We start from the raw sequence: 16,826 nt of genomic DNA, 5'->3' as shown, positions 1-16,826 counted from the left end.
TCCCTTCCTTTTTCTAAGTTTTTGCAAAAACAACATGTAACTATTTGATTTTATTATATATGTTATAAAAATAAAAAAGTGCAGTTTATTTTAACTGCACTTTTCATTTCTAAACATTATTCGCCGCGTTTTAGCATGCCTTGTTTTTTCAAATTTACCAGAATAATTGAAATTGCCGCAGGGGTAACACCTGAAATCCGGCTCGCTTGGCCAATTGAAACCGGGCGATGTTGTTCCAACTTCGCACGAACTTCGTTAGATAAACCGGAAACTTTGCTGTAATCAAAGTTAGCCGGGATTGCCGTATTTTCGTGGCGTTTTTGTTTTTCAATTTCTTCTTGTTGATGATCGATATAACCTTGATACTTAATAGCAATTTCTACTTGTTCTACGGCTTCTCGGTCTTCCATTGCCGGTTTGTATGGCGTTAAAGAAGTTAAAATATCGTAGGTCATTTCTGGACGGCGCAATAAATCTTCACCGCTGGCTTCACGCACAAGTGGGCTACCAAGCACTTTATTAGCTTCTTCTAAATATTCAGAACGCGGATGTAACCAAATGCTGCGTAAGCGTTGACGTTCCTGTTCAATATTTTCCATTTTTTGATTAAAGCGCGCCCAGCGAGCCTCATCAATCAAACCTAATTTATGGGCAATTGGCGTTAAACGAATGTCCGCATTATCTTCACGTAATAACAAACGGTATTCCGCACGAGAAGTGAATACGCGATACGGTTCTTTAGTACCAAGCGTACAGAGATCATCAACCAATACACCGGTATAGGATTGATCGCGGCGTGGATACCATGCCTCTTTCTCTTGTACGTAAAGGCCAGCGTTAATCCCTGCCAATAAACCTTGTGCTGCCGCTTCTTCATAACCGGTTGTACCATTAATTTGACCCGCAAAGAATAAACCCGAAATAGATTTAGTTTCTAACGTTGGTTTTAAGTCACGTGGATCAAAATAATCATATTCAATCGCATAACCAGGTTTAATAATGCGAGCTTTTTCCAAACCTTTCATGGAATTCACAATGCCCATTTGTACGTCAAATGGTAAACTGGTAGAGATCCCGTTTGGATACACTTCATTACTGGTTAAGCCTTCCGGTTCTAAATAAATTTGATGTGAATTACGATCCGCAAAACGCATCACTTTATCTTCAATGGATGGACAATAACGTGGACCTATCCCTTCAATCACACCGGTATACATTGGACTGCGATCCAAGTTATTACGGATCACTTCATGAGTTTGTTCATTGGTGTGGGTGATATAACAAGGAATTTGTTGAGGGTGATCATCCACTGATCCCATAAAAGAAAATACAGGTAATACGGCATCACCATGTTGTTTAGCCAATATATCGAAATTGATCGTGCGCGCATCAATACGTGGTGGCGTACCGGTTTTTAAGCGATCTACACGCAAACCGAGATCTCTTAAACGATGAGAAAGTGTAATAGATGCCGGATCACCTGCTCGACCACCTTCATAATGTTCTAAACCAATATGGATCTTACCCGCTAAAAAAGTACCGGCAGTTAAAATGACCGATTTAGCACGGAATTTAAGTCCCATTTTGGTTTCCACACCACAAACGCGATCTTGCTCAATTAAAATATCGGTTACTTCTTGTTGGAAAATATCTAAATTTGGTTGGTTTTCAAGTGCGATGCGTACCGCTTGACGATATAACACACGGTCAGCTTGAGCACGAGTTGCACGTACAGCAGGCCCTTTACTGCTGTTTAAAGTACGAAATTGAATACCGGCTTTATCCGCTGCGTGAGCCATAAGACCGCCCATCGCATCAATTTCTCTCACTAAATGGCCTTTACCAATGCCGCCAATGGCTGGGTTACATGACATTTGTCCAAGGGTATCGACATTATGCGTCAATAAAAGGGTTTTTAATCCCATGCGGGCCGGTGCCAATGCGGCTTCTGTACCGGCATGACCGCCACCAATGACGATCACATCATAATTTTCTGTATAAAACATTATTGTCTCTGTTTAATTCTGACATAAAAAAACGGCGCACATTCTACCTGAAAAAGTCTTTTGCTTAAAAGAACAATTGGCGATAAGTGGATGCGGAAGGATCCTCGCTAGTAAGAATAAGATCTTTTTATATATAAAGATCTTATTATTGTTATTATTAGCTTTTGATCCATTGTGGAAAAGATCCTTTTTAGCTTTTTTATCAAGATCTTAAGTCATTTTTTTGACTGTCTGAAAATAACTTTTTGAGCTTGTTTAAGCTGTGGATAACTTTATGTTTTATCCACAGTTAATATTTTTTATGGATTTTATTAGTGGATATACAAAGCTTTATCAGTGTTTTTTAACGTTTTATCCACAGTATATTTTTCGAATGTTACTTTATCTTAGCTTAGATTGCTGGATTAAAGTAAAAAATCTATTTTTCATGTTAACTATAATAAAATCAATAAGTTACATGTTGTTTTTTGAAAAACTCTGAAAATGAAGGGGCCGTTTAGAGCAATTGGTTAGAGATCATTAGATTTTGATTTTTGCATAATCCAAGCAACATTAGCACCACCAAAACCTAGAAAATAATTCAAGATATAACCATCTGGCAAAGGTTGATTTAATAGTAAAGCTGTTTCTAATGCGCCAGCTGCACCGAGAGTATGGCCGGTTTGTGATTTAATAATGAATTTTCGAGCCTCTGGAAAGTATTTTTGTAGGATATCGAGTTCCATTGCATCAGATTGACCGCCAACACCATGAACTTTAACTGCGGTTACCTGATTGGCTTTTAAGTGTGCTGTAGTAAGGCATTTATCAAGCAATGTTTGTACGGCATTTTCATTACTATTAGTTAAATTATGATAATCGGTATGGGTTACCGCTCCGAATATTTCGTAGCTGCTATCATCAGGTTGATTGCTTAAAGCAATAATGCCTATTCCTTCACCTAAAACAATGCCATTTGATTGTTGTAGAGGAATATATTGGCCACTGACTTGCAGTAAACTCATTGCTTGAAAATGTTCCATGGTTAATCGATTGAAACTTTCAAAGCCTATGACTATCGCTTTTTTATAGAGCCCATTTTTGATTAGTTTATGGGCATAAATAATAGCTTGAGCTGAGGATGTACAGGATGTAGCAAAACTAAAGACAGGACATTGATAGCGTTGTTGTAATTCTTGAGCTATCACACTGAGATCATATTGTTTAGGCAATGGTTGATTGTGTTGCAGACGATATTCACAATCGCTGATAACATATCCCGTTGAGCCTAACAAAATAGGAATTTCTGACAGCTCGTCTGCATTCCAGGACATTTTTTGTAACAACGCAGATAAATAGGCATCTAATTTTTGATAAAGTGATGAAAGCGATAATAGCGGTTGTGAAAATGCATCAAAATAAGGGAAAGTTTTACTTTCCCCCAACATTTCCGTTAAACGTTTGCTTTGCTCTTTAGCAAATAAAGCAATAGTGCTGTTAATATAGATACTCATTTATTTTGTATGTTCGTGGCGTATAAAATTGGCTAAATCAGCAATATTCATCATATGTTTACGCACCATCCGATCACCCTGTAGACGTACTTTAAAATGAGCCTGTAATGCTACTACTATTTGTAGAGCGTCTAATGAATCTAGTTGAATTCGGCTATTTTGGCCAAAGAGTGGTTCATGATCGTCTATTTCGTCTGCCGAAAATTGGTCTTTTTCAGTTTCCTGTATGATCAGTTTTTTTAATTGTTGTTCAAGTATTTGTGGTTCAAGAGTAAAAATATAGCTCATTAAAATCTCGTTTGTGTATGAAGTTGTCGGCGATAAATTAGCATTGCCAGTGAGAGGGTTATGATACCGAAGCCACTTAATAAATAAAGTGGTTGTTGAATTTGTGATAAATCATATTGATTTAATAACAAATTTTGGAATCCGGTTAACGCCCAACCCATCGGTGAGAATTGTGCAATAGTTTGCATTATTTCAGGCATTACATAAGTTGGAACCATAATACCGCCTATTGCTGCCATGATAATAATCCCACCACCACCAAGTACTACAGCTTGTTCGGTTGTTTTTGCTATTACACTAATTAACAACCCATAGCCCAAGGCTGCTAAACTGATCGTACAGGATAAAACAGCATAAGCATAATAGCTTCCGGTGAGTGAAAATGTAGGCATATCAAGAGCGGGTAGCACGAAATAGCCTAATGCGATCATCCCGATGAACTGTAATTGATTTATAAAAAAATAAGGTATTAATTTAGCCATAATCAGGCTAAAAGAAGATGCTCTAGCTATTCGTAGGCGTGTTATGGTGTTGGTTTGTCGTTCCATTGCCATAACATTGGAAAGAGGAATCATTATGAAAAACATGCCGAAAATTAGCCAAGCAGGTACACTGTGTTGTACTGAGTTTGGTTTATTAACTTCACTTCCTTGGCGATTTATATAAAATTCCTGTAATGTTTCATTTTTTAAATATAAATTTATTTGATTGAATTTTTCATCTAATTGTTTATTTACTTTATTTTGTATTTCTTTTATTTGTTTACGTTTATTTCCTTCTAAAATAATATGATTTTTGTTTAGGTATGTATTTATACGCAATTGCGAATAATGTTTTTGTAAAATTCCTTTCACACCAAGCAACCATGCTCTATCTATACTTGGGTTTAACCATAATTGTAAATTTTTATCTTCATTTAATGTAGTGTTATCAGTGTTTTCATTAATTATAAGTAAATCAAATTTACCATGTTGTAATTTTTCACGATAATTATTTAATTCCTCTAATAAAACAAATTTTATTTTAATTTTTTCTTTATTTAATAGATCTAATAAATTTTTATTAAGATTATTGTTTTCTCCAAGTAATATTATTTCTGATTTATTATTAAGCTCATTATTACTACTTAATGCTGCTGACATGATAAGCATAAATAATATTGGCATAATAAATAAAACAGCAACACCATGTAGATCACGTTTTAGTAGTCTGAATTCTTTTATTGTAGATGAAATTAGCACTTTTTATACCTTATCTAATAAGTCTAAGTAAAAACTTTCTATTGTTTTATTTTCTTTTAAAATATCGTCTTTATTACCTTTATAAACTAAATTACCTTCGTTTATAATTACTAATTTATCACATAATAGTTCTATTTCTTGTAAATAGTGAGATGTATAAATTACTGTTACACCATTATTTTTTAATTCTAATACGGTTTTTAAAATAAATTGTCTTGATTCAGGATCTATTCCTACTGTAATTTCATCTAAGAATATTATTTTTGGATTGTTTATTAATCCTATAGCAAAATTTAGTCTTCTTTTTAATCCTCCTGATAAATTTTTTGCTAGTTTATTTTTATGTTCTTCTAAATTAACTTTATTTAGTATGTTTATTATTTGTTTTTTATCTTTTATATTATATAGAGATGAGAAAAATATTAAATTTTCCCATACAGTAAGTAATGGATAGAAAGCAAAATCTTGTGGTACAAGTGATATTTTATGCAGTTCTTTATTACTTAGTTTTTTAAAAGAAATACCATCAATATAAATATCTCCTTTTTGAATTTTTTGCAATCCAGATAACAGAGACATTAATGTTGTTTTTCCAGCACCATTAGGTCCAAGAAGTCCTAGGATAGATGAATTTTGAATAGTAAAGTTTATGTTTGTTAATGCAGGTTTTATTGCATTAGAATACTGATGGGATAATTGGTTTATTTCAATCATAAATTACGTAGCTGTTGCCAAAGTTGTTGTTCTTTATCTGCAATTGACATTAAATATGTTGCAATTTCTTTATATTTTTGTATTTCATTTTTTTTACATTGTTTTACACAGAGTAAAGCAAAATCTCTCCACATATCACCAATAGCAGTCATTTGTAAGCTTGCTTTTTGTAATTTAGGTTCATTACATATTATTGCACTTTGTTCAAGAAAATATGCATATATATACCGGAATCCTGCTCCTCCTGTACCTATTTCTTCCTGCATGCGTACAATATGGCCAAGATAGAGTCTATTATATTTTTCAGGTTTTTTACTGGTAGCCATCTTTTCGATAGTTTTTGCTACTGTACGAATTCCTTTAACACCAATAAAAAACATAGGGGATAACATATGTTTTGCATTTTTTTTAATCGATTTTTTTATTATATTGCATAGATTAAGACTATCTATATTAGGTTTGTTTTCAAAATAGTACATTAACCCCTTTGCTGCCAACGCTCCTTTTGCAAATCTAGCTCGTTGCAAATCTTCACTATTACATCTTTGTACATTTTCAAATACAGGATCGCTAATTAGATATACATCATTTTCTTTTCCATATACTATTAAGTTATGTGCATTAAAGTGAAATCTCATTTCAGGTGGAAAATAAGGTAACCAAAAGACAGAGGTTTGCAATCCCACTAGCTTATTTTCAGTTAATGCTTTATCTAAGGCTTGTTTTCCCTGTTGTTTAGAATTAAATTTTTGTAAATTAAGTTTTATTCCCAGTATTTTTGATATGTTTTTTATTATTGCTCTAGGTGGCATTCTATAAGATATTAATGGCATTCCATTAATCTTTATAAGAGGAATATAAACAAATGTAAGAGCTGAAGCTAATCCAAAAACCATGGCTTCATTGAATTGAATGCCGCAGGCCTTTAACATGGTGGATATAACGCCACTTTCACAATGAGCTGTATGTTGATGTTGAAAATAATTTTTCATAAATTTCGAAGTTACTCTCTATCTTGTACTTTCTTTAAGTAAGGATTCTTTTTCTTACTAAACTACTAAGTGATTTTTACGATCATTGTCACAATTCTGAATTTTTCATTTTGTTACATGGAAATTTTTTATGATATAAATCGCATCTAAGCCATTGAAGGCTGTGATAATCATAAAAAATAACCAAGGAGGGTAGTGTGACTACTAAGGATTCTTCAAGTATTGATGTTCTATGTAATCATCTAAATCAGCTAATAGGCGATGTTTCAGCAAAAAATCTATTTACCGGATATGGGATATTCTATAAGAAAATAGATATGTTTGCGATTTGGCTAAACGGTAAGCTATATCTACGGGCTGAAGACGAGTTAGTGCAAAAACTAGAAGATCTAGGATGTACTCAATTTACTTCAATAGATTTCAATAAACGCTTTATCTTGTTAGACTATTATCAGTTGACAGAAAGGATTTTAGCTGATAATAAAGCATTAAGAAACTTAATTTACCTTTCAATCATTCAAGTAAAAAACAACCGGATTGATAAGGAATTGGCTAAAGCTAATCGATTAAAGGATTTACCCAATTTAACGATTAAACATGAGAGAGCCTTGAAGAAAGTAGGTATTAATGATGTAGAAACTTTGCGTGAGCATGGTGCAATTCAAGCAATGATTATGCTAAAGAAAGCAGGCATTGATGCTACAGAGGATTTTTATTGGAAATTGGTTGGTGCTTTGGAGAATAGACATTTTCTTTCGTATTCAGATGAAGAGCGCCAGAAAAAATTAGATAAATTTAATGAATGTCTTGCAGAAAATGGATTTCGTCGCTGTAAGAAAAAGAAGTCTAAGGAGGACAAATAGGTTACAAGGATTGTGAATTGACAAGGATGTCTATAAAAAGCAGGGGGAAACCCCTGTTTTTTTGTTTTTCTAGAATAATGAATTGTGATGTAACTCACATTTTTATAAGAAATATTGTAAGTTCATTGAAAAAACAGCTAACTATTTTTATGTTTATTCTTGTCTATGTAAGTTTGATGAGGATGTAAAAATGGCAAAGTTAGAAATAAAAAATATTACAAAAAAATTTGGTGACTTTTACGCAGCCAATAATATTACCTTTACCGCTGAAGAAGGCGAGTTTGTCACCTTATTAGGACCAAGCGGCTGTGGTAAAACCTCCTTATTAAAATTAATCGCTGGATTTCATGTGGCTGATGAAGGTGAAATCCTTATCGGAGGAAAAAATGTTAACAATGTTCCTCCAGAAAAACGCAATACAGCCATGTGTTTCCAATCTTATGCCCTTTTCCCTCACCTCAACGTATCTCACAATATTTGCTATGGTTTAAAGCAACGTAAAATTGATATTGAAGAACAAAAACAGCGTTTAAATCTCGCATTGAAACAAATGGATTTAGAATTTCATAAATTGAAATTACCCAATGAGCTTTCTGGAGGTCAACAACAACGTGTCGCATTAGCTAGAGCTATGGTAACTCGTCCAGATGTTATTTTATTTGATGAACCTCTTTCTAACTTAGATGCCAAATTACGCGAAAGTGTACGTTTTGAAATAAAACAACTCTCAAAACAATATAATTTAACTAGTATTTATGTGACTCACGATCAGGCTGAAGCTCTAACCATGTCAGATAAAATCATCGTGTTAAATAAAGGTTCTATTGAGCAAATTGGGTCTCCTCAAGATATTTATCATCATCCTAAAAACCGCTTTGTGGCAGATTTTATTGGTATTGCCAATATCACGGAAGCCAATGTGAAAAACATCGGTGACAATCTTTATGTAGTTAGTTCTATTTTTGGCAATTTCACCGTATTTTCTGAAAAAAAACCGGAATCAGAACTAATTTATATTTGCTTTCGACCGGAAGACATTGAATTGTTACCAAATGCACAAACGGAAGCGGAAAACCAAATTACAGTAGATATCATCAACACCGCTTTTATGGGCAATATCACGGAAGTGCAAGGAGTCATTAAACGTAATGATGAAGAGAAAAAATTACGTCTGCAACTAACAAAATGCCCGAATTTGAGCGATAAACTCTCCTTTACGGTTCCCCGCCATGCGATTAAATTCTTGGAGTCCGTAAAATGAAAAGTCTCAAAAATGATGTAAAAGCATGGTTATTACTATGCAGTGGTTTAGGTACGATCCTATTTTTAATGGGGTCCACGTTCTACATTGTAGTCTCTCAAAGCCTTGGTTTATACAGGATGGGCGGGGAAGAAAGCCAATTTAGTTTGGAATATTGGCAAGCCGTATTAAATAGTCCTGTATTTCAAAATTCGTATATTTATTCCGTAAAAGTGTCTTTATTAGGGGCGATTTTATCCATCATCGTGGCTTATCCCATTGCTATGTGGTTGCGTAAAAAATTGCCTGCCAAGGTAACGATCATCACTATCTTGCGGGCACCTATGTTGGTACCGGGATTGGTTGCCGCCTTTTTGTTCGTCAATATGATTTCTTACCACGGCATTCTTAACGAAGTATTTGTTTATTTAGGCATTTGGGACGAACCAAAAACCCTACAAAATGATGAATTTGGTTGGGGGGTAGTGATTTTACAAATGTGGAAAAACATTCCTTTTGCTTTAATTCTTATTGGTGGCGCGGTCAATTCACTGAAAACTGATTTATTAGATGCGGCAGCTAATTTAGGTTCGAGTCCTTGGCAACGTTTTCGTTATGTTATCTTCCCACTAACCTTAGGTGCGGTACAAGTTTCCTTTATTTTAATATTTATCGGCGCACTCGGTGATTTCGCCTTTTATAGTATTGCAGGCCCTCGTAGTACCTATTCTTTGGCACGTTTAATGCAAATGTCTGCCTATGAATTTGAAGAATGGAATCAAAGTGCGGTCATGGCATTAACTATTATGTTGACCTCTGCCTTCTTCACCATTCTAGTATCATTATTGATTAAACCATTAGCTGTTAAACGTGGAGAGGTTAAATGAGTAGTTCCGCACAAATCACAACGAAAAATGGTCGATTAATCGCACGTATTTCCTTAATTTTCTTTATTCTTGCTAATTTTATTTGGTTGTTCTTACCCTTTTTAATGGCAGGTTTATGGTCATTGGTAGATCCCGCTAAACCGTGGAGTTATCCAGATATTTTTCCTCAATCATTATCTTTTGAGCGTTGGAAAATTGTATGGGAAACCACCTCTTTACCTGAAGCAATGTTTAATAGCTATACCATTGCGCCTACGGTTTCTCTGATCACTATTTTACTCTCTCTCCCAACAGCTTATGCATTTGGACGTATGGAGTTTAGAGGTAAAAAATTAGCAGAATTATTAACACTGATTCCATTGGTTATTCCAGGCATGATTATTGCCCTATTCTTTAGCCGTATGTTATTGGATTTAAATATTAACAATCCATTCATCGGCATTGTTATTGGGCATGTTGTACTCACGTTACCTTATGCTATTCGGATTTTATCCGCGGGCTTTTCTTCTGTTCCGCAAGATCTTATTGATGCCAGCCGTGACTTAGGTGCATCTAAATTTACCGTTTTCAAAGACGTGTATATGCCGATGTTAAAACCAAGTTTTTTAGCGTCAATTATTTTCTGTTTAGTAAAAAGTATTGAAGAGTTTGCTATCGCTTTCGTTATCGGCTCACCAGACTTTATTACCGTGCCAACCATTTTATATTCCTTCCTCGGTTATTCTTTTATTCGTCCTAATGCGGCCGTTGTATCGATTATTTTGTTGGTACCAAACATTATTTTGATGATGATTATCGAAAAATTGTTGAAAGGGAATTATCTCTCTCAATCCACAGGAAAAGCATAATTTTCACAAGGAGCATCTTATGCAAAAAAATATCCGTAAACTTATATCTATTGGTCTTACTGCTGCAGCTTTGGCTGTAAGCACAATAGCTTCAGCCTCTACAGATTTAAGCAATAAATCTTGGAGTGAAATAGAAGAATTGGCAAAAAAAGAAGGAAAATTAACAGTTAGTGTTTGGTATTTACAACCGCAATTCCGTAATTTTGTTAAGGAATTTGAAAGCCAATATGGAATAAAGGTCAAAGTGCCGGAAGGCACCTTGGATGGTAATATCAATAAACTGATTGCTGAAAAAAATCTAGAAACCGGCAAAATGGACGTGGTTGTATTAAATGCGGATCGTTTAGGTAATGTAGCGAAAAGTGATATTCTTGTGAAACTCAATAACTTACCGAATTTCGATAAATTAAATCATCACTTACAAGGAGTAGAGTTGGGTGATCTAGCAGTAGGTTATTGGGGTAATCAAACAGGTTTGGCATATGATCCATTACGAATTAAGGAAGAGGAATTACCACAGTCTTGGGCTGATATGGAAAATTATATTAATAAAAATCCGAAAAAATTTGGTTATTCAGATCCAAATGGTGGTAGCTCTGGTAATGCCTTCATTCAACGAGCTTTAGTTTACATTAATGGGGATTATGACTACCGTACTGATAAAACCGATGAAGCACAGATTGCTAATTGGAAGAAAACCTGGGATTGGTTTAGTAGTAAAAAAGATGCTCTAATCCGCACTGCTTCGAATGCTGATAGTCTAACTCGTTTAAACGATGGTGAATTAGTTATTGTTTCCGCATGGCAAGATCACTTATTTAGTTTGCAAAAACAGGGAGCAATAACTGATCGTTTAAAATTCTATGTACCAAAATTTGGAATGCCAGGTGGCGGTAATGTTGTAACAGTAGCAAAAAATGCTCCAAATCCTGCAGCATCACTTGTTTTTGTTCATTGGATTACATCGCCTGAAGTGCAACAAAAATTGAGCCAAGAATTTGGTGTCCGACCACTAGATAGTGAATCAGGTCTGAAAGATACAATATTCTTCTCAACACCGTGGCGTAAGGCTGAAATGGAGGCCTTCACTAAAGAGGTCATTTCTAGATAAATTTTAAGCAATTAAATTTTTTTGTAAAAAAAGAGTTGCAAAGGATTCTGAAATCCCTATAATGCGCCCCACACAACGACGCACTGTTGTGAAACATCAAAAAGTGCGTCGTTATTTTTTGCTCTTTAACAATGTATCAGACAATCTGTGTGGGCACTTGTTGATTGACTTGATTTAAAAATATTTTTTAATTTTGAAGTCTTAATAGGTGCTTAAACTAGAAATTCATTTACTTAATGTAAAGTGACTTTAGCTAAGCAGTTTATTGAGCGATTGAACTTGAATTGAAGAGTTTGATCATGGCTCAGATTGAACGCTGGCGGCAGGCTTAACACATGCAAGTCGAACGGTAACAGGAAGAAAGCTTGCTTTCTTTGCTGACGAGTGGCGGACGGGTGAGTAATGCTTGGGTATCTGGCTTATGGAGGGGGATAACTACGGGAAACTGTAGCTAATACCGCGTAGTATCGGAAGATGAAAGTGTGGGACCGTAAGGCCACATGCCATAGGATGAGCCCAAGTGGGATTAGGTAGTTGGTGAGGTAATGGCTCACCAAGCCGACGATCTCTAGCTGGTCTGAGAGGATGACCAGCCACACCGGGACTGAGACACGGCCCGGACTCCTACGGGAGGCAGCAGTGGGGAATATTGCGCAATGGGGGCAACCCTGACGCAGCCATGCCGCGTGAATGAAGAAGGCCTTCGGGTTGTAAAGTTCTTTCGGTAGCGAGGAAGGCATTTAGTTTAATAGACTAGATGATTGACGTTAACTACAGAAGAAGCACCGGCTAACTCCGTGCCAGCAGCCGCGGTAATACGGAGGGTGCGAGCGTTAATCGGAATAACTGGGCGTAAAGGGCACGCAGGCGGACTTTTAAGTGAGGTGTGAAAGCCCCGGGCTTAACCTGGGAATTGCATTTCAGACTGGGAGTCTAGAGTACTTTAGGGAGGGGTAGAATTCCACGTGTAGCGGTGAAATGCGTAGAGATGTGGAGGAATACCGAAGGCGAAGGCAGCCCCTTGGGAATGTACTGACGCTCATGTGCGAAAGCGTGGGGAGCAAACAGGATTAGATACCCTGGTAGTCCACGCTGTAAACGCTGTCGATTTGGGGATTGGGCTTAATGCTTGGTGCCCGTAGCTAACGTGATAAATCGACCGCCTGGGGAGTACGGCCGCAAGGTTAAAACTCAAATGAATTGACGGGGGCCCGCACAAGCGGTGGAGCATGTGGTTTAATTCGATGCAACGCGAAGAACCTTACCTACTCTTGACATCCAGAGAACTTTTCAGAGATGAATTGGTGCCTTCGGGAGCTCTGAGACAGGTGCTGCATGGCTGTCGTCAGCTCGTGTTGTGAAATGTTGGGTTAAGTCCCGCAACGAGCGCAACCCTTATCCTTTGTTGCCAGCGATTTGGTCGGGAACTCAAAGGAGACTGCCGGTGATAAACCGGAGGAAGGTGGGGATGACGTCAAGTCATCATGGCCCTTACGAGTAGGGCTACACACGTGCTACAATGGCGTATACAGAGGGAGGCGAAGCAGCGATGTGGAGCGAATCCCAGAAAGTGCGTCTAAGTCCGGATTGGAGTCTGCAACTCGACTCCATGAAGTCGGAATCGCTAGTAATCGCGAATCAGAATGTCGCGGTGAATACGTTCCCGGGCCTTGTACACACCGCCCGTCACACCATGGGAGTGGGTTGTACCAGAAGTAGATAGCTTAACCTTCGGGGGGGCGTTTACCACGGTATGATTCATGACTGGGGTGAAGTCGTAACAAGGTAACCGTAGGGGAACCTGCGGTTGGATCACCTCCTTACCTAAAATTGAGTGACGATAAGTGTCCACACAGATTGGCTGATGTATTGTAGAAAAAATAGAGGAAGAAAGTGCGTAAGCATTGTGTAAGATAGAGTATCTTTACTTGTTGTCCCCATCGTCTAGAGGCCTAGGACATCGCCCTTTCACGGCGGTAACCGGGGTTCGAATCCCCGTGGGGACGCCAATTAAAGATAACTTTATGTATCTTTGTTCTTTAAAAATTAGGAAACAAGCTGAAAACGAAGAGACTTTCAAGTCCTGAAAGGGATAGAAAAAGTCTGAGTAGAAAAAATCTTGATTGAGCAAAAGCAATCAAGTGATTAGTTGATAACACAGTCTCAAGAATTTTTGAGGTTGTATAGTTAAGTGACTAAGCGTACAAGGTGGATGCCTTGGCAATCAGAGGCGATGAAGGACGTGCTAATCTGCGAAAAGCTTGGATGAGTCGATAAGAGGCGTTTAATCCAAGATGTCCGAATGGGGAAACCCAGTAGATGAAGAATCTACTATCAACAAGTGAATACATAGCTTGTTGAGGCAAACCGGGAGAACTGAAACATCTAAGTACCCCGAGGAAAAGAAATCAACCGAGATTTCGTTAGTAGCGGCGAGCGAACGCGAAGGAGCCTGTTAGTGATAGCGACAGAGACAGAGGAACAAGCTGGGAAGCTTGGCGATACCGGGTGATAGCCCCGTACTCGAAGTCCAGGTCGTGGTACTAAGCTAACGATAAGTAGGGCGGGACACGTGATATCCTGTTTGAAGATGGGGGGACCATCCTCCAAGGCTAAATACTCCTGATTGACCGATAGTGAACCAGTACTGTGAAGGAAAGGCGAAAAGAACCCCGGTGAGGGGAGTGAAATAGAACCTGAAACCTTGTACGTACAAGCAGTGGGAGCCCTTTAAGGGTGACTGCGTACCTTTTGTATAATGGGTCAGCGACTTATATTTTGTAGCGAGGTTAACCGAATAGGGGAGCCGAAGGGAAACCGAGTCTTAACTGGGCGAATAGTTGCAAGGTATAGACCCGAAACCCGGTGATCTAGCCATGGGCAGGTTGAAGGTTGGGTAACACTAACTGGAGGACCGAACCGACTAATGTTGAAAAATTAGCGGATGACTTGTGGCTGGGGGTGAAAGGCCAATCAAACCGGGAGATAGCTGGTTCTCCCCGAAATCTATTTAGGTAGAGCCTTGAGCGGACACCTTCGGGGGTAGAGCACTGTTTCGGCTAGGGGTCCATCCCGGATTACCAACCCGATGCAAACTACGAATACCGAAGAGTGATACTCAGGAGACACACGGCGGGTGCTAACGTCCGTCGTGGAGAGGGAAACAACCCAGACCGCCAGCTAAGGTCCCAAAGTCTATATTAAGTGGGAAACGAAGTGGGAAGGCTTAGACAGCTAGGATGTTGGCTTAGAAGCAGCCATCATTTAAAGAAAGCGTAATAGCTCACTAGTCGAGTCGGCCTGCGCGGAAGATGTAACGGGGCTCAAATATAGCACCGAAGCTGCGGCATCAGTGGCAACACTGTTGGGTAGGGGAGCGTTCTGTAAGCGGATGAAGGTAGCTCGAGAGGGCTGCTGGACGTATCAGAAGTGCGAATGCTGACATAAGTAACGATAAAACGGGTGAAAAACCCGTTCGCCGGAAGACCAAGGGTTCCTGTCCAACGTTAATCGGGGCAGGGTGAGTCGGCCCCTAAGGCGAGGCTGAAAAGCGTAGTCGATGGGAAACGGGTTAATATTCCCGTACTTGGATAAACTGCGATGTGGGGACGGAGCAGGTTAGGTTAGCGCACTGTTGGATATGTGCGTTTAAGTTGGTAGGTGAGAAGTTTAGGCAAATCCGGACTTCTTTAACACTGAGAGATGATGACGAGGCTCTACGGAGCTGAAGTAACCGATACCACACTTCCAGGAAAAGCCACTAAGCTTCAGGTTTATCTAAACCGTACTGAAAACCGACACAGGTGGTCAGGTAGAGAATACTCAGGCGCTTGAGAGAACTCGGGTGAAGGAACTAGGCAAAATAGCACCGTAACTTCGGGAGAAGGTGCGCCGGCGTAGATTGTAGTCCCTAGCGGGCGAAGGTTGAACCGGTCGAAGATACCAGCTGGCTGCAACTGTTTATTAAAAACACAGCACTCTGCAAACACGAAAGTGGACGTATAGGGTGTGATGCCTGCCCGGTGCTGGAAGGTTAATTGATGGTGTAATCGAAAGAGAAGCTCCTGATCGAAGCCCCAGTAAACGGCGGCCGTAACTATAACGGTCCTAAGGTAGCGAAATTCCTTGTCGGGTAAGTTCCGACCTGCACGAATGGCATAATGATGGCCAGGCTGTCTCCACCCGAGACTCAGTGAAATTGAAATCGCCGTGAAGATGCGGTGTACCCGCGGCTAGACGGAAAGACCCCGTGAACCTTTACTATAGCTTGACACTGAACATTGAATTTTGATGTGTAGGATAGGTGGGAGACTATGAAGCAGTCACGCCAGTGATTGTGGAGTCATCCTTGAAATACCACCCTTTAACGTTTGATGTTCTAACGAAGATTACGAAACGTGGTCTCGGACAGTGTCTGGTGGGTAGTTTGACTGGGGCGGTCTCCTCCCAAAGAGTAACGGAGGAGCACGAAGGTTTGCTAATGACGGTCGGACATCGTCAGGTTAGTGCAATGGTATAAGCAAGCTTAACTGCGAGACAGACAAGTCGAGCAGGTACGAAAGTAGGTCATAGTGATCCGGTGGTTCTGCATGGAAGGGCCATCGCTCAACGGATAAAAGGTACTCCGGGGATAACAGGCTGATACCGCCCAAGAGTTCATATCGACGGCGGTGTTTGGCACCTCGATGTCGGCTCATCACATCCTGGGGCTGAAGTAGGTCCCAAGGGTATGGCTGTTCGCCATTTAAAGTGGTACGCGAGCTGGGTTTAGAACGTCGTGAGACAGTTCGGTCCCTATCTGCCGTGGGCGTTGGAGAATTGAAAGGGGCTGCTCCTAGTACGAGAGGACCGGAGTGGACGCACCACTGGTGTTCCGGTTGTGTCGCCAGACGCATTGCCGGGTAGCTAAGTGCGGAAGAGATAAGTGCTGAAAGCATCTAAGCACGAAACTTGCCTTGAGATGAGTTCTCCCAGATTTAAAATCTGTAAGGGTTGTTTAAGACTAAGACGTAGATAGGTCTGATGTGTAAGCGGTGCGAGCCGTTGAGCTAACAGATACTAATTGCCCGAGAGGCTTAACTATACAACACTCAAGAGTTTTTGAGTGACAGACGAAACGAAGACGAGAGAAAGTTGAGAGTTT

Annotated in this window: 11 protein-coding genes, 1 tRNA gene and 2 rRNA genes; 8 read left to right on the top strand and 6 right to left on the bottom strand. The window is 39.0% G+C overall.

The window, feature by feature from the left end:
* Nucleotides 1–116 precede the first annotated feature (116 nt).
* From mnmG to CKV74_RS03030, 6 genes are all read right to left on the bottom strand, one after another.
* The gene (gene mnmG / locus CKV74_RS03055) at nucleotides 117–2,006 is read right to left on the bottom strand and encodes a tRNA uridine-5-carboxymethylaminomethyl(34) synthesis enzyme MnmG (RefSeq protein WP_007242482.1); all 1,890 of its coding nucleotides are present in this window, start codon (nucleotides 2,004–2,006) and stop codon (nucleotides 117–119) included.
* 509 nt (nucleotides 2,007–2,515) lie between these two features.
* Nucleotides 2,516–3,499, bottom strand: coding sequence for a beta-ketoacyl synthase N-terminal-like domain-containing protein (locus tag CKV74_RS03050; protein WP_007242454.1), 984 nt, complete (start codon nucleotides 3,497–3,499; stop codon nucleotides 2,516–2,518).
* Complete coding sequence (locus tag CKV74_RS03045; RefSeq protein ID WP_007242393.1) at nucleotides 3,500–3,787, bottom strand: acyl carrier protein; 288 nt, start codon at nucleotides 3,785–3,787, stop codon at nucleotides 3,500–3,502. It lies immediately after the preceding gene.
* The gene (locus tag CKV74_RS03040) at nucleotides 3,787–5,028 is read right to left on the bottom strand and encodes an ABC transporter permease (protein ID WP_095176726.1); all 1,242 of its coding nucleotides are present in this window, start codon (nucleotides 5,026–5,028) and stop codon (nucleotides 3,787–3,789) included. The genes CKV74_RS03045 and CKV74_RS03040 overlap by 1 nt, the downstream gene beginning before the upstream one ends.
* 3 nt (nucleotides 5,029–5,031) lie before the next feature.
* Nucleotides 5,032–5,742, bottom strand: a complete 711-nt coding sequence (locus CKV74_RS03035; RefSeq protein WP_007242498.1) for an ABC transporter ATP-binding protein — start codon at nucleotides 5,740–5,742, stop codon at nucleotides 5,032–5,034.
* Nucleotides 5,739–6,734, bottom strand: a complete 996-nt coding sequence (locus CKV74_RS03030; RefSeq protein WP_095176725.1) for a BtrH-related acyltransferase DarH — start codon at nucleotides 6,732–6,734, stop codon at nucleotides 5,739–5,741. Before CKV74_RS03030 ends, CKV74_RS03035 begins: the two co-directional genes overlap by 4 nt.
* 197 nt (nucleotides 6,735–6,931) lie before the next feature.
* On the opposite strand from CKV74_RS03030, the gene CKV74_RS03025 reads away from it, so the two are divergent.
* The 8 genes from CKV74_RS03025 (at nucleotide 6,932) to CKV74_RS02990 (ending at nucleotide 16,766) form a co-directional block, all read left to right on the top strand.
* A complete protein-coding gene (locus tag CKV74_RS03025) occupies nucleotides 6,932–7,597 on the top strand; it encodes a TfoX/Sxy family DNA transformation protein (RefSeq protein WP_095176724.1) in 666 nt (221 codons plus the stop codon).
* 190 nt (nucleotides 7,598–7,787) lie between these two features.
* Nucleotides 7,788–8,858, top strand: coding sequence for an ABC transporter ATP-binding protein (locus CKV74_RS03020; RefSeq protein ID WP_095176723.1), 1,071 nt, complete (start codon nucleotides 7,788–7,790; stop codon nucleotides 8,856–8,858).
* Nucleotides 8,855–9,724, top strand: a complete 870-nt coding sequence (locus CKV74_RS03015) for an ABC transporter permease (RefSeq protein WP_039847805.1) — start codon at nucleotides 8,855–8,857, stop codon at nucleotides 9,722–9,724. Before CKV74_RS03020 ends, CKV74_RS03015 begins: the two co-directional genes overlap by 4 nt.
* Nucleotides 9,721–10,572, top strand: a complete 852-nt coding sequence (locus CKV74_RS03010) for an ABC transporter permease (protein ID WP_095176722.1) — start codon at nucleotides 9,721–9,723, stop codon at nucleotides 10,570–10,572. Before CKV74_RS03015 ends, CKV74_RS03010 begins: the two co-directional genes overlap by 4 nt.
* A gap of 19 nt (nucleotides 10,573–10,591) precedes the next feature.
* Nucleotides 10,592–11,683: an extracellular solute-binding protein gene (locus tag CKV74_RS03005; protein ID WP_095176721.1), complete on the top strand. Its 1,092-nt coding sequence runs from the start codon at nucleotides 10,592–10,594 to the stop codon at nucleotides 11,681–11,683.
* Between the two features lie 281 nt (nucleotides 11,684–11,964).
* Nucleotides 11,965–13,506 (top strand): 16S ribosomal RNA (locus CKV74_RS03000).
* A gap of 110 nt (nucleotides 13,507–13,616) precedes the next feature.
* A tRNA-Glu gene (locus CKV74_RS02995) sits at nucleotides 13,617–13,692 on the top strand.
* A gap of 176 nt (nucleotides 13,693–13,868) precedes the next feature.
* A 23S ribosomal RNA gene (locus tag CKV74_RS02990) occupies nucleotides 13,869–16,766 on the top strand.
* Together the 16S and 23S rRNA genes with 1 tRNA gene alongside form the textbook arrangement of a ribosomal RNA operon.
* The last annotated feature ends 60 nt before the right edge of the window (nucleotides 16,767–16,826 follow it).

It is taken from the genome of Haemophilus pittmaniae (genome assembly GCF_900186995.1).
GTDB classification, from domain to species: domain Bacteria; phylum Pseudomonadota; class Gammaproteobacteria; order Enterobacterales; family Pasteurellaceae; genus Haemophilus_D; species Haemophilus_D pittmaniae.
The sequence above is the reverse complement of the archived record's forward strand: the minus strand, read 5'-3'. Positions and strand labels throughout refer to the sequence as shown.

Excerpts from the sequence above, each read along its gene's own strand:
- mnmG (WP_007242482.1), bottom strand. The coding sequence starts at position 2,006 with ATGTTTTATACAGAAAATTATGATGTGATCGTCATTGGTGGCGGTCAT.
- CKV74_RS03050 (WP_007242454.1), bottom strand. The coding sequence starts at position 3,499 with ATGAGTATCTATATTAACAGCACTATTGCTTTATTTGCTAAAGAGCAA.
- CKV74_RS03045 (WP_007242393.1), bottom strand. The coding sequence starts at position 3,787 with ATGAGCTATATTTTTACTCTTGAACCACAAATACTTGAACAACAATTA.
- CKV74_RS03035 (WP_007242498.1), bottom strand. The coding sequence starts at position 5,742 with ATGATTGAAATAAACCAATTATCCCATCAGTATTCTAATGCAATAAAA.
- CKV74_RS03030 (WP_095176725.1), bottom strand. The coding sequence starts at position 6,734 with ATGAAAAATTATTTTCAACATCAACATACAGCTCATTGTGAAAGTGGC.
- CKV74_RS03020 (WP_095176723.1), top strand. The coding sequence starts at position 7,788 with ATGGCAAAGTTAGAAATAAAAAATATTACAAAAAAATTTGGTGACTTT.
- CKV74_RS03015 (WP_039847805.1), top strand. The coding sequence starts at position 8,855 with ATGAAAAGTCTCAAAAATGATGTAAAAGCATGGTTATTACTATGCAGT.
- CKV74_RS03010 (WP_095176722.1), top strand. The coding sequence starts at position 9,721 with ATGAGTAGTTCCGCACAAATCACAACGAAAAATGGTCGATTAATCGCA.
- CKV74_RS03005 (WP_095176721.1), top strand. The coding sequence starts at position 10,592 with ATGCAAAAAAATATCCGTAAACTTATATCTATTGGTCTTACTGCTGCA.